At 41.9% G+C, this 14268-nt stretch carries 13 protein-coding genes; 6 read left to right on the forward strand and 7 right to left on the reverse strand.

Annotated elements, in window-relative coordinates; genetic code table 11:
- The first annotated feature begins 14 nt into the window (after positions 1-14).
- The 3 genes from R7R78_RS01230 to R7R78_RS01240 all read left to right on the forward strand — a co-directional run bounded on the left by R7R78_RS01230 (position 15) and on the right by R7R78_RS01240 (position 1436).
- On the forward strand, positions 15-368 hold the full coding sequence (locus tag R7R78_RS01230; protein WP_005377801.1) for an MmcQ/YjbR family DNA-binding protein: 354 nt from the start codon (positions 15-17) through the stop codon (positions 366-368).
- A gap of 119 nt (positions 369-487) precedes the next feature.
- Positions 488-922: a DUF962 domain-containing protein gene (locus R7R78_RS01235; protein WP_225472856.1), complete on the forward strand. Its 435-nt coding sequence runs from the start codon at positions 488-490 to the stop codon at positions 920-922.
- Positions 923-1124: 202 nt separating this feature from the next.
- Positions 1125-1436 (forward strand): hypothetical protein, encoded by a 312-nt coding sequence (locus R7R78_RS01240; protein ID WP_005377799.1) that lies wholly within the window; start codon positions 1125-1127, stop codon positions 1434-1436.
- A gap of 146 nt (positions 1437-1582) precedes the next feature.
- Here R7R78_RS01240 and R7R78_RS01245 read toward each other — a convergent pair whose 3' ends face one another.
- From R7R78_RS01245 to metA, 7 genes are all read right to left on the reverse strand, one after another.
- Entirely contained in the window at positions 1583-2674 is a 1092-nt protein-coding gene (locus tag R7R78_RS01245; protein ID WP_025766727.1) for a hypothetical protein, read from the reverse strand.
- A 1-nt stretch (position 2675) separates the two neighbouring features.
- Complete coding sequence (locus tag R7R78_RS01250) at positions 2676-3152, reverse strand: hypothetical protein (protein ID WP_017633987.1); 477 nt, start codon at positions 3150-3152, stop codon at positions 2676-2678.
- Between the two features lie 9 nt (positions 3153-3161).
- Positions 3162-6338, reverse strand: coding sequence for a response regulator (locus R7R78_RS01255; protein ID WP_225472857.1), 3177 nt, complete (start codon positions 6336-6338; stop codon positions 3162-3164).
- 156 nt (positions 6339-6494) lie between these two features.
- Positions 6495-8651 (reverse strand): GGDEF domain-containing phosphodiesterase, encoded by a 2157-nt coding sequence (locus tag R7R78_RS01260; protein ID WP_225472858.1) that lies wholly within the window; start codon positions 8649-8651, stop codon positions 6495-6497.
- Positions 8651-9580, reverse strand: a complete 930-nt coding sequence (locus R7R78_RS01265) for a phosphate/phosphite/phosphonate ABC transporter substrate-binding protein (RefSeq protein WP_053303129.1) — start codon at positions 9578-9580, stop codon at positions 8651-8653. The genes R7R78_RS01260 and R7R78_RS01265 overlap by 1 nt, the downstream gene beginning before the upstream one ends.
- A gap of 267 nt (positions 9581-9847) precedes the next feature.
- Positions 9848-10573 (reverse strand): type IV pilus biogenesis/stability protein PilW, encoded by a 726-nt coding sequence (pilW, locus tag R7R78_RS01270; protein ID WP_017820928.1) that lies wholly within the window; start codon positions 10571-10573, stop codon positions 9848-9850.
- A 179-nt stretch (positions 10574-10752) separates the two neighbouring features.
- Positions 10753-11694 (reverse strand): homoserine O-acetyltransferase MetA, encoded by a 942-nt coding sequence (gene metA, locus R7R78_RS01275; protein WP_005377792.1) that lies wholly within the window; start codon positions 11692-11694, stop codon positions 10753-10755.
- A 340-nt stretch (positions 11695-12034) separates the two neighbouring features.
- Here metA and R7R78_RS01280 point away from each other — a divergent pair, with 340 nt between their 5' ends.
- The 3 genes from R7R78_RS01280 to R7R78_RS01290 all read left to right on the forward strand — a co-directional run bounded on the left by R7R78_RS01280 (position 12035) and on the right by R7R78_RS01290 (position 14250).
- The gene (locus tag R7R78_RS01280; RefSeq protein ID WP_005377791.1) at positions 12035-12421 is read left to right on the forward strand and encodes a DUF6559 family protein; all 387 of its coding nucleotides are present in this window, start codon (positions 12035-12037) and stop codon (positions 12419-12421) included.
- Positions 12422-12544: 123 nt separating this feature from the next.
- Positions 12545-12880, forward strand: a complete 336-nt coding sequence (locus tag R7R78_RS01285) for a DMT family transporter (RefSeq protein WP_069593657.1) — start codon at positions 12545-12547, stop codon at positions 12878-12880.
- 419 nt (positions 12881-13299) lie between these two features.
- The gene (locus R7R78_RS01290; RefSeq protein ID WP_137281935.1) at positions 13300-14250 is read left to right on the forward strand and encodes an LpxL/LpxP family Kdo(2)-lipid IV(A) lauroyl/palmitoleoyl acyltransferase; all 951 of its coding nucleotides are present in this window, start codon (positions 13300-13302) and stop codon (positions 14248-14250) included.
- Positions 14251-14268 lie beyond the last annotated feature (18 nt).

A 14268-nucleotide genomic window follows, 5' to 3' on the forward strand; every position in this document is an offset into this window, starting at 1 on the left:
AGGAGGCAGGGGATATGAAAAGCAAAGAACTAGAACAATACTTAAGTACCTTCATGTGTGCAGAAAGCGATTTCCCATTTGGGCCTGAAGCGGTTGTTTACAAAATCAAAGGCAAGATGTTTGCCATCATTGCAGAGAGAAACGGTCGGGAGTATGTCAGCGTAAAAGTAAAACCAGAAGATGGAGAAGTCTTAACGTCGCAGTTTACGGATATTATCCCGGGTTATCACTTAAATAAGCGTCATTGGATAACGGTTTATTTTAACGGTGATGTCGAGGATGGGTTGATTCAAGACTTGTGTGAACGCTCTTATGCTCTTGTCGTTGCCAAGCTGCCGAAAGCACAACGAGCGTTGCTTGGTGAGTAATCGGCAACGCACTGGCCTCTGTTGTTTTGTCGCTCGTTGCTCGTAGCCTTTACGGAAAAATTCGCACCTTTTTCATCCTCGGGCTATATAAGAATAAGAAGGTGGAAAAGGGGAATGATATGCGAGCATTATCTGAATGGCTAAAAGAATACGGGGAGAGTCACCAAAACCCTATCAACCAAAAGATTCACACAATCGCAGTTCCAGGTATTTACCTTTCTGTGGTTGGACTTATTTGGTCGATTCCCCAGATTTCATTATTAGGCTTAGAACTTAATTGGGTTTGGGTAGCGGTGATCCCCACTTGGGTTTTCTATTTTCGTTTGTCTCTGAGTGTATTCATGATGATGATCGGCTACACATTAGCGTGCATTGGCCTTATTTGGTCGCTAGAGGTATTGATGTTGCCCGTTCTGCATATTTCTATGCTCTTGTTTGGTGTATTGTGGATATTGCAATTTATCGGTCACAAGATTGAAGGTAAAAAACCGTCGTTTTTTGAGGATTTACAGTTTCTACTCATCGGCCCGATTTGGGTGTTCAGAAAACACTAGCGATAAGCAAAATCAGGCATCATCCGAATGATACAAGACATATAACGTTCAGAGATTATGTAGCTCTTACTACAGAATAGCTCTCCTTCTTATTGCCACGACAAGCATTCACTTTAGATACGCACTATGATTAAAGAGGTGCCAACGCACTTTACGCTATCGAGATACTTAAACTTACGGCAAGTTTACTTTAGGGGGATGAATGTACGACCGACAATATAAATATGCCTATTGGAGAGAAGAGCGTAAAAAAGGCAAATGGCACTATATATTAAAGTCCTTCTTTATGATTTGTTGTGCATTACTGCTTGGTAAAGTCATCGGTTTGTTCATTTTTGGAGAGCTGCATTCTTTAAGCGACATTTGGGAACAACTCCCTGCGGATGTTTTTATTATGATGCTCGTGGGCTTCCCAATTAGTGTCCTTGGTTGGTACCACGAAGAGTCAAAGTTTTTCCGGGCACTGCGACGCAAAGAAAAGCGGTTAAAAGGCAATCAAAACAAACCGAAATAGAGTAACCTTTGTCTCTGTTTGGATTGCCACTTACCTATCTGATCGATTCTATCCCTTCCAGTCGTTTAGCGTTTAGTTACGTGTTGCAAAAAGCCTTCTTAATACAACAGCCCCCAGTGTTGTGGAAATTGGTACTGTAAGAAACATTAAAAAACGAAGTTGAGCATTAGCGTATAAAGGCTCGCACTGTCATCCTTTGGGGCTGATGAAAACGCGCCAGAGCTATTATTGTAGGCGTTGAACCTTTGCCATTCTGCATTCAGGGAAACGTTGTAATCTAGGTCGTATCTCAACCCGAGTAAGAAACTGTCTCCACTTTTTTTATCCCGACTATTAAACTGCTGACCGTAAACAATATAAGGAGTCAGCTTGTTTACATTATAACTTGTTGTCGCGTACCAAGATGAGGAAAGATTGCTGGTCTGTCCTTCTGCCATAATCACAATGTTATCGAGCTCGTATCTTAACCCTAGAGAAAACAGATCGATCGTGTTGTTTTTTTCTGTTTCAACTAGACGGTCAATGATTGTGGTTCCGCCACCGGGAGTGGACTGCTCAATGTTAGAGAGCGTCGTTGTTTGATCATAATCGCCGTGGAGGTAGGAAAAATTCCAACGATAGCTCTCTCCGCTTAGCGTTAAGTTCATCCCTGCAGTATTGTTTGACTCAATTTCCAATTCAGTACGTTCATTGATGGTTACGTCACTATTGTCTTTAAACCCGACAAACGGCATGGCGGTAAGTACGACTTGCTCATTGAGGTCATGAATCCAGCGTGCAGATAGGCCGTTATAAGCCGTGATACCTAGAATGCTGTCATATACCTCATTCGGTGGGCGGGCTTGGGTAAAAGCGTGGCCGACATAGTTGTACTCAGACATCAAAAACAGTGGCAGTCTTAAGCGTCCTCCTCGTATTTCTATGTTTTGATAGGTATAAGCCAAATACGCCCACTCGAGCTGAGGCGAGCTCCAATGGTCTTGCGGGCGCTTTACGACTTGTGCGGATGCCCGAAATGCCTTGTGAAAATAATCGAGCTGCATGCCGAAAGTGGTATCGCAATCGAAACAAGATTCATCGCCAATAAAGCGGTTAACTAGTAACGTAGTTGGGTTATCGGATTTTGCCCACGAAGTAGAGCCAAAACCACTTAAAGAAAGTTGTTCTGTTAGTTCAATCGTGGCTGAGCTCGGAAAGGTCGCGATACTCAGCGATAACATGGTTAAATATTTTTTCATATCAATTCTCCGAGCTAACCACACATAAAACATGAGCATTACTAGGGACGCTCGATGTTGGGGCATAACCAATTCTATTCGGCTTCTCTTGCATCCATGCTATGAGGTCATCAATGCTGGAGCGTGCAATCACTTTTGGCGGTCTAGCTTTACCTGAAAAAGACAAGCTTGCCCAATGCGCGTTCATTTGCGCTAAATTTTTGTTGAGAAGATAACGATAGAACTCAGCTCTTTCTGTTGATGTCGCAGGCCAGTCAGAGAGTTCAATTCGCTGGCCTTGTAAAAGTTGCGTCTTCCCTCTGTACAACTTTCGCGCTTTATTGACAGTGAGCGGAGAGAATTCGTCATTAAATGAGAAAACGGCGTAGCTCTCTGCAGCGAGAGCTTGGCAATTTAATGAAAGAAGGGCAATCAGAATAAACAGATAGCGTTTTATGTAACGCAAAGGAAAAGCAACGCGAGAATGATTTCTACTCATAGAATCCACCTACATTGCTTGTTCAATTTGATACAACAGTTTTTCTTTGCGCACAGGCTTTGGTACGTAGGCATCCATTCCTGAATCAAAGCAGCGTTGAATGTCATCATCTACGACGCTTGCTGTTAATGCGATAATGGGCGTCTTAGCTAATCCTTTACTCGCTTCATAAGCTCTAATTTGCCTAGAAGCTTCAAACCCATCCATTATGGGCATCATGCAATCCATCAAAATAACATCAAACTTTCCATCTTTTTGGAACATTTCGACTGCAATTTGTCCGTTTTCTGCGACTTCGAATTGATAGCCTGCTTTAGATAGCAATAGAGAAGCCACTTTCTGGTTCACTCTATTATCTTCGACAAGCAAGATGCGTTCGGAGCGAATAGGCGTTACCGTTGCTTCTGGTTGCTCAGAACTTGCAGGTAGTTCATGAGTTTTATCGGGGGTGGTGTTCTCTTGGTGTGGTTCAGCAGGCGTCGTGTTGGAAACACGTAACCCAATTGCCTTATCTAACTTCTCTTTAAGCAACCCTGCTTTAAACGGTTTGGGCACATAGTCATCCATTCCAACGTCAAAGCATTTTTGTATATCATCATCGACCACACTTGCCGTTAGAGCAATAATTGGAATTCTGAAAGCGCGTTTTTCTTTTACTTCTATTTGACGAATTATTTGGGTGGCTTCAAATCCATCCATTACGGGCATCATGCAGTCCATTAAAATTAGGCTGTACTGATTCTGTTGAAATTTATCAACCGCTTCTTGTCCGTTTACTGCGACATCAAAGTCGAAGCCAGCTTTTGTGACGTGTAGCCCCGCGATTTTTTGATTGACCGTATTGTCATCAACGACCAAAATTTTCGGCAGAGATTTAACATGTTGCGCTGAAGTGCTCTCTTGTTGTGCGTGCGAGAAATTTGCCGCACAACTTTCAAGTGCTTTAATTAAGCGCTGCCCTAGTAGTGGCTGAGTGACCAAGGCGCTGATACTGTTTCTAAAGTCGAATTGTGGGCTATGAAGGTGCTTGATGAGGCAGACACGAATGTTTCGTTTACAAAGGCTTTCTATCTCATCGATATGCATCGCCGCTGCATTTGGTGATGCTTCTACATGAATAACGATAACGCGCTCGTTATCAATCCACGTTGGCAACGCACTTAAGGTATCTACTGACTGCGTTATATTGATGTTGAAAAAACTTAACTCGTTACGCAGTTTTTGTTCTAGTTGAGTACTGCTGCATACAATCCATATGTCGTTGTGATTCAGAGCGTGATAAGCGTTAAACTCTTGAGTCACAACAGGAGCAGTTAGTTCAAAGAAGAAGCGACTGCCTTTACCTTTCTCGGATTCAAGTTGAATTTCTCCACCCATTAGCTCAACTAATTGCGTGCTAATGGCAAGCCCAAGTCCAGTTCCCCCAAATTGTCGGGTAGTAGAGTTATCCTCTTGGGCAAATGGAGCAAATATTTTCTTTTGCTGCTGGGCATCAATACCAATCCCAGAATCTTTAACGGAAAACTCGATGACCGCTTCACCATTTTTTATTTCGCGGGTGATGACCGATAGCTCTACACTGCCTTGTTCGGTAAATTTTACCGCGTTAGACATGAAGTTCATGACAACTTGGCGTATACGATGGTCATCCAACATTACGTGGTAAGGCGTGTTACGGCTAATGTTGACTTGCACATCGATGCCTTTTTCCTTTGCTTTCGGTGAAATGATAGAAGCAATGTCATAGATAGACTCTCGAACACAAGTTGAATGTGGGCTAATGAGCAACATCCCAGATTCAATTTTTGAGAAGTCTAGAACGTCATTAATTAAACTCAAAAGCAGTTGGGAGGAGGTTTCAATCGTGTCGACGTAATCGCGTTGTGTGGCAGTCAGGGAAGTATCGGATAACACTTCAGAGATGCCAATAACGCCATTTAGCGGCGTGCGGATCTCGTGGGACATGTTGGCCAAAAAGCTACTTTTGGCTTTACTCGCCTTAATTGCATCATCTTTTGCTTGTTCTGCATCTTCTTTAGCTTGTGTGAGCTTTAGTCTGGACAACATCCGCTCATCACTAAGCTTTTTTACCTCTCGAGCAAACTTACTCAGCTCGTCTTTACCCTTTATTAGTTGAGCAAGAGGTGAATTTTCAGTGTTACTTTGTTCATTGCTTTCGTTACTGAGAAATTTGAGGACTAGATTCAAGTTTCCAGTAACTTTTCGCACCAATCTTAGCGTTAAACTTACGACCAACAGCGTTAAAAGGCTCATCATTGCGATAAAGGTAAAGCGGTGCTGTGTCGTCGTGTTGATTGTCTTTGATATATCATCACTCAGCTGTTGTTCCATTTTGTCGTCAACACTTTGTAATAACGATAAGCGTTTGTTGAGTGCAGATAACCCCGCATCAATCTCATCCGGGGTTAATAATTTGAGTTGAGCTGGTTGCAATAAATAGGCACGAAACTCTTGGCTTTTGATAAAGACTTCACCCGTAAACGTCTCAATGAGCAGATCTACTTGTTGTTGATTGGCATTTAGCGTCACAAAACGCTCTAGAAATAGTTGTTGGTTCTGGATTAAAGATTGGATAGAAGCCTGTGTTGTGAGGTCATACTCGTTATTTTCCTCTGAAGATCGAATCAAATATTCGCTTAATCTATGCTCTTCAGTAGACCAAAACATCAACCATTCAAGTTGCATCAAAGAAGAAAGGTGAGTGTTTGTTTCATAACTCACATTTCTAAAATAGACTTTGTCTAAGCTCATGAGGATTTCTTTGAACGTATCAGCTCGCCACTCTGCCGCATCTAACTTTTCTTCTTGATTTTGCGAAGAGAGCATCGAGAGGGTTGCTTCCTCAAAGCTTGTCAACTGGTTTAGTATCTCAGCGTTTTCACCGAATACTGGTGCTGCAGTGTCGCGTAACAATTGAGATATCTGCTGAGTTTTTAGTTGCTTATCTATTACATCAGGGTTATTCGGTAGGTGATAAAGCGAAGATACGCGGTCGATGTAGACAGAGAATAACTGTGCTTTTTGTAGTTCCTGAGCCTGGATAGAAAGGCTTTGTACATGTTTACCCGCGAGGACAAGCAACAATAAAATTGGCAGCAAAACCAACCCAAATAGCTTTTGTTTTACCGACAGGTTGTTCCAAGAAAAGATTCCTACCACGCGCATTTCCATATCCAAGAAGTTGATATGAAAAGTGTAGTTTATTTATCTCAGATGTTAGATTTTAAGAGAAAATTCATATTAATGAGGTGGGGGAAGTGTGACCGATATTGCATTACGAGTACTAACGCGCTAAGCGGCAATAGTTAACAAAACGGCGTTCTAAGCAAAGTGATTGACGCTTTGAGCGCCACTCCCTCGTTGGTGTTCAAATGCAATCAATTCCTCGGCAGGTACAGGTCTACCTAAGAAAAAACCTTGTACGACGTCACAGTGGAGAGACTCCATTCGTGTGAGTTGAGTTTGAGTTTCTACGCCTTCGGCTACTACTTTCATTCTTAGGTTGTGAGCCATGGATACAATCGCGCGAACTAATGAATCGTCTTGATCGCTTTTTCGGATTTGAGCGATAAATGAACGATCAATCTTGAGCCCGTCAAAAGCCATATGTTGTAGGTAGGCAAGGGCTGAATACCCCGTACCAAAGTCATCTAGCCAAACTTCCACTCCGATACTTTGTAGTTTTTTAAGCACATATTGAGCTTTCTCTGTATCATCAATAAAAAGTGACTCTGTCACTTCAACATGAATGGTTTGAGGGGCGACATCATGTCGTCGTAAATACTTAGAAAATAATTGACTTAAATCTTGGCGATAGATTTGTCTTGGGGACAAGTTTAATGCGATGTGAAAATCAGTACCGAAATGTTCTGCCCACATTGCCCGCTGAGCAACTGCCGTCTCAATGATATGTTCTCCAAGCTCCAATATTAAATCACTTTGTTCTGCGATCGGGATAAATGATTCTGGACTGATATAACCTTTCTCGGGATGATTCCACCTAACCAATGCTTCGACCCCAATTAGGCGATAAGTTTTTAGATCAAATTGTGGTTGATACCACAGCTCGAATTGAGACAAATCACGTACTGAACGACGCAGTTCTCGTTCTATGTATAAACGTTGTTTAATCGTTTCATCAAACGTGGAATCGTATATCGTCATAATGTCTTTACCGCGTCTTTTAGATTCCTGCGCCGCAAGAGAGGAAAGCTGTAAAAGAGACTCAGCGTTTGAACCAAATTCTGGATACACAGCAATTCCGAGGCTTGCCGTAATTTGAATATCGTTCTCTTCCAAACTAAAGGGAGAGAGTAGTTGGCGATGAATAGCGTGCGCTTTTTCTCTAGCTTCATGATTGTCCGAGCACGGAAAGGCCAGTACAAATTCGTCCGCACCTACTCGACTTACGATGGTAGAAAGGCGGTAAAGCGGCTTAAAATAACTCGGCAAACGGCCTTGAAGCTCTGAGGCAAGATGGCCTAGCAATTTATCCCCAATGTTATGTCCATAGTTATCGTTAATGTGCTTAAAGTCATCCAAGTCAATAAACACAACCGCGAGTGAGGGGGATTTGTGGTCAGTTATTTGCGTTTGAATATCAATGAGTAACTTTTCTCGGTTTGGCAGGGAAGTCAGAATATCGTGGTATGCCATGAACTCAACTCGGCTGGTGTATCGGTTCACTTTGTTTGACATTTTGTTGTACGCTGAAATAAGTTCTCCCACTTCATCTTTGCTTTGTATGTCGGTGACTGGCAGCGCTTGGGTATTTGACTCTGAAAATTGATCTTTTAGTTGCTTGAGTGGCTTAGTTAACGACCGCCCCAAAGCATAAGCGATGATGCTACCGAATAGAACGGATATCCCACTGATCGTTAGCAGCAAGTTAAACATCTTCTGTTTATCGTTTGAGGTAATCGCTTGGACTTGTTCAATGTTCTGTTCTTTCTCTTCCAGTAGGTGTATCAAGTTAAGCTCAAGATACACCGCCCCAAGAGTAATGTTTGATTGCTGAATCGGCGCTGCGATCTCCAACTGATGCTTGGAAAAGGAAACGAGAGTTCTAGATTCTTCTATTGCTTTCAAAATAAAAGGAGAGCGGTAATGAGGTTGGGCAAACATCCTTAGCTGAGTAGTGCCGTCGTGAAAGATTAGCCCTTCATTGTCAACAACATGTATTTTCGAGACATCTGGCTGGCTCAATGTTGCCTTAATTTGCTCATACGCTTGACTGATATTGTCTGTATAGAGTGGATCAAAAAGCTGTTTTGATAATAGCTCTGCATAAACCAACCCTTTTTGCTTAACGTAAGATTCTGTTTTTTCTTGAGAGTTGTTCGTGATTTGTTGAGTTAAGCTATTTGAATACGCATCGTAACCGTGCATGTATAACGCAAGATTTATCACCACAACAAACAAGACAACGAACATTGTCGAGCAAATGTATTTGGTTTCGAGTGAGAGCTTTTGAAACATCAATCCACCTTCGGTAACAAGTGAACTGACTTGCGCACTGTACTTAAGGAGGCTCGCATTTCTGGAGTAAGCGCGCTGAATTTTTTGGTGTTCTGAAACTTTTTAAGTGCGAGAGAGCCTTCGTGAGTTGTATCCATATCAAGCAGTATTGACGTGATTTTACGCTGTTGCTCTAGGCTCATGCTTGGAGAAGCGAGAATTAAATCCCTGGGTATTTCAACAGAACGAGAAAAAATCGCTAGTTTGTCTTTCATGTTCTCTGGCAAATCTTTGGGATTGTTCCAGTTGAAGTTACTGAATGCTCCTGCTGCAACTCTCTGTTTATATACCCATACAGATAGGTTGATTTCATTTGACTGAGCGAGTTGCTCATCAAGGAATAAATAACCAATGCTGTCTTTGGCCGGTTTGTCATCAGGAGAGGGAAGGTATTGCAGTTTTTCTCCGTGATTCAGCAATGTAATCGCAGGTAGGTAATAGCTGCTGGTAGACGTGCGCTTTTCGAAAACAAGCGTTTTTCCGCGCAGGTCAGAAAGTGACTCAATGCCACTCTCTTTATTAGTAAAGAACACCGTATGATATTTTTGCAGGCCTTTTTTCCATCGTATAGCAAGAACTTGGCTATTAGACTCCTTTTCTAAGGTCATCGCATTAAAGGGGGTCGCCGTTGCAATTTGAACGGTGCCATTTTCAAGCGCAACCGCGAGCTGACGATAATTTTTAAATACCTTTACCGCCCCTTTTGCGTAACCATATTCAGTCATATTTTCAGTTACATACTGAGTAAGGGGCGTCGCTTTTTTGATTTTGCTTTGGGCTTTATTGGACACAATGCCAAATGTGAATGTTTTCTCAATATTTTCTTGTGCACTGACGACAAAAGGTGAACTCAGCAAAGTGAGTAATAACAGAGTGCAGGCAGGTTTCATCCGGCTTCAACTTCCTTCTGGTGCATGTCAGTAATATTTAGTATTTATCAATGTGCCGAAATCAATCTTAAAAACAGTATGATGTACAAATTTCGTTGTGTGCGCACTTTTTATAATGTGACTTGGTCACTTATTCCGTTCAAATAGTACCGAATTTGACGTTTATGTACAGGATGAATGTATCACCGTGAGTCTGAATTCACTGGATTCTTGGTCAAGCGCTGTATTGGCTGTGAGCTAATGCGCCTTATGTATCGCTATTTTGTACTAAGAAAATTTTTCCAATTGTTTTTGATACTTTTTCTCGAGAGCTTCATTGCCTGCTGCACGTTCAAGTTGAATCATGAGTTGCAAAGAGGGCTTCTTCACGCCATACATTTGATTGAATCTCATTAATCGAATTCTAGCTTCAGTATAATCACCGCTATCAATTTCTATTTTAGCGAGTTGCAAAATCGATTTTGGTCTATGGGGATCATGATCGATAGCTCTAGTAAAGTAGTATCTCGCTTTGTCTTTATCTTGTGATTTTAGCGCACAAAAAGCTGCATTCTCATAGCTTGCTGGAATAAGGTAGTAATAAGGCTGCTCAATGGCTCGATTAAACATCTGATCGGCTTTTTCGAAGTCACCTCGCTTGCAAAGAAAAGTACCGTAGTTATTGAGCACATTTCCGTTTTTAGTGTGTTGGCGTAGAGAGCGTTTATACATCTGTTCGGCTTTAATATCTTCACCAACCGTTTCGTAGTAGTGAGCCATAGATAATTGCGCGCGATAGTATTGAGGTGCGTGGTTTAAGGCTTGTTGTAAGTTATCATGCGCGCGAATCATGTTACCGCCGTCTAAATAACCTAAGCCAAGTGCGATACGTGATTCTGCCATTGCCACAGGATCGGCTTTAACGACAGGGCTTCCATCTTCTTTCACCGTCACGCAACCCACGAGTGCAAACTGAGACAATAATATTAGTGCACCGAGCTTTGCTGTTTTCATTCTTTATCCCTACATCCCTGAATCTTTCTGCATGATATGAATTACTTAGCAAAAACCTATTGAGGAAAAAACACTATGCGATCAGGTTTGCAAACTGTTATGAAAAAGCCGCCATATGGCGGCTTGGTTCACATATTACATTTCGGTAATGATGAGTGCTTTGTTTGCTTATTTTGAAGCTAATCGTCTTTAGTGAAAGCATCTTCACTGAAGTGATCGAGGTCGTACGGTGTTTGCTGATAAACACAGTAGTTCAGCCAGTTTAAAAAGAGGAGGTGCCCATGGCTTCTCCAGCTTGCAATTGGTGGGTTATCTGGGTTGTTGTTTGGGTAATAGTTGACAGGAATAGCGGGCTCCATACCTTCGCTTAAATCTCGGATATATTCATTATGTAAGGTGTGGGAATCATACTCAGGGTGTCCTGTGACAAAGACATTGCGTTTGTCTTTTGTGGTGGCCAAGTACACACCTGCGACATCCGATGTCGCTAAAATGTCTAAGTCAGTATGCTCTTCTAGAAAGTGAGGCGAAAAATCTGCGTAACGCGAGTGAGGAGCCAAAAACGTGTCATCAAATCCGCGTAAGATAGGGTGAAACTGATGATGGATTTGATGGTGATACACGCCTGAAAGTTTTTCTTTACGCGTTTTTTTAGGTAGATCGTAGAGTAGCTTTAACCCTGCTTGCGCAGCCCAGCAAACATAAAGAGTGGATGTCACATGATCTTTTGCCCACTCCATGATGGTTTTGAGATGATCCCAATAAATGACATCTTCAAATTGCACCAAACCTAATGGAGCCCCAGTAATGATCATGCCATCGAAGTTTTTATCTCGCACCATTTCAAATTGGCGATAAAACGTGTCTAAATGTTCAGTTGGCGTATTTTTACTCGGGCGGTTATCAATGCGCAGTAATTCGACGTTAACCTGTAGTGGGCTGTTTGAGAGTAGACGCAGAAACTGAGTTTCAGTCTCTATTTTTTTTGGCATCAGATTAAGGATCAGCACTCTTAAAGGACGTATTTCCTGACTCGCTGCACGCGTTTCACTCATCACGAAGATGTTTTCTGTCCTTAATACATCGGTAGCTGGTAATTGATCTGGAATTCTAATTGGCACGACTTTCTCTCCCTAAGTATAGTCAATATAGACGTCTATACTTCTAAAGCTAACTTAATTAAGTTTAGATGTCGATACGAAATCCGACTTTTCAATCTACTCTTTACATTATGGTAAACCGTACTCGGGGTTGTCACACAATTGTGACTAAAGCAGAGTTTCTGATGAGATAGGTTTGAAACGCAGTGTGTACTATTTGCTGGTAATTATGCGATCACGTTAATATGTGAAGGTGACTTCGTAGTAAGGAAGTCTCAAATTAATGAGCCATACTAAAAACAATCAGCTCACCATTTTGCATTAATGTGCATATTTGGAAACATCGTCAGTGGAGGACATTATGTTCGGTATTTTCAAGAGAAAGACAAAGATTCAGAGCATCGCTCAAGAAGTTCCTTGCGTGCTACTGCATTCGTTTGGTGATAAAGACATTTATACGCCGGAAGAGATTGATCAAGCTCTTCAAAAGCTGGGTTATGATAAGAGCAAGGATATCAGTCATTATCAGTATGCGTATGGAATGTTTGCCGATGAAGCCTCTTACGAGCTCCTAGAACTAACGGATGAGCTAGGTAATTATGGTCATTTCCAACGTGAAGTAGGTAAGATGCTACTCAATACACCTGAGCCGATTGATATGCATATCTACTTTGAAATTTCTCGTCAGCACCAAAACGTCAGCCTTTCACCTGGTCATCAAAAAGTAAGCGAAAGTGATGGTGTGTAAACATCGTTAGTGGTATTCCATCGTGAGATGAGTTGGGTATAATGCGCGGCCTAATTATCCGGACATGTTGTCGGTTACATTTCTGTTGAGCGTTAATGCCTTATGTTCAAAATGCTTGTCTCTATGCCACCAATGTTGGCGCTGTCGATCGCGATTGTATGTGAAGTGATTGCCACTTCTTATATTCCCAAAACAGAGCAATTTACGAAAGTAATGCCGAGCACAGTCGTTTTGATTGGTTACGGCATCGCTTTCTTCTTGCTTTCCGTCACAGTGCAAACAATGCCTGTTGGGGTTGTTTATGCCATATGGAGTGGTGCTGGGATCGTTTTGGTTGCGACGGTTGGTTACTTTGTTTACGGACAGCGTCTAGACTTACCAGCCCTAGTTGGTATTGGGTTTATCATCGCTGGTGTGTTGATCGTAAATTTATTATCCAAAACTGTAGGGCACGAATAACGCCACTCTACTTGTTAAGTGAATAAGAAGCCGCTGCGAGAAATTGCTGCGGCTTTTTAGTGCAAATTCAATCGCTAATGGCGAGTATTGATATGACGTCTTATTGTTGTATTCATAACAGTCGCATTATGTGATTGAAAAATAGACATTATTTAGCGCATTGAAAATACAAAGTTATGTTTCTTCAAACTTTAGGAAAGGGCAGTAGATAAATCACTCCGATAGATGTTAACGTGGCGACTCATCTTTACTGCTTTTCATTCCCTACATATTTCTGCAAAGTTCTTATTGTGTAGTGTGTCGAAGAACCATAGAATCCGCGCGCTTTAATTTATGTTATTAGCGTTATCAATGATAAAAGTGCAGTCCATTATCATTGTTTTTATCACTTATAGATGGGCACATCTGACAATACTTACATGAACAAATACAAAAAGCCTGCATTCAAGGCCGAATTTCTTTTGCCTCGTTACTGGGGAACGTTAATTATCATTAGCGTGATGTACTTACTTAGCCTCCTTCCTTTTAAAGTTCAACTAGCTTTGGGACGCAACATTGGTCGTTTAGCTATGCGATTCATGAGAAAACGTCAAGTTACGATCAGACGCAATCTTGAGCTTTGCTTCCCTCATATGGAAAAATGCCAACGCGAAGCAATTCTAAAAGACAACATCGACAATACTGGCATCGCACTTTTTGAGACCGCAATGGCATGGTTTTGGTCAGATAAACGGGTAAACAAACACGTCACGATAAAAGGCATGGAGCATCTAGAGGCTTTAGAGAAGTCAGGCAAAGGTGCATTAATGTTGGCCGTACACTCAATGAATCTAGAGTTAGGTGCTCGAGCTTTTGGCATTAAAAAGTCTGGAACCGGTGTTTATCGCCCAAACAATAATCCGTGCTTTGATTATTTTCAGTATAAGGGACGCTCTCGCTCTAATCGTACACTGATTGATCGTAAAAACGTCAAAGCCATGCTTGAAGCACTTAAAACGGGTGAGCGGGTTTGGTATGCACCGGACCATGATTATGGTAACCGACGCTCGACATTTGCACCGTTATTTGCCGTTAAAAATGCTTGTACTACGACAGGTACAAGTTTGTTGGTTGATTCTACAGATTGCGCCATTGTGCCTTTTACGATGGTAAGAGGAAAAGACGGACACTATACCCTAACCATTAGTGCGCCCGTCGAAGGTTTCCCGAAAGAGGATCATCAACGCGCCGCCGCATTCGTGAATCAAATAGTTGAAACATCAATCATGGCAAGTCCGAGCCAGTATATGTGGCTTCATCGTCGGTTTAAAACTAGACCAGAGGGTGAGGACTGTTTGTACAAGCCTAGGCTCATCCCTAGCTTGGCATAGCATGTAGAGACTAAAAAA

Source organism: Vibrio sp. 2134-1 (assembly GCF_033339495.1).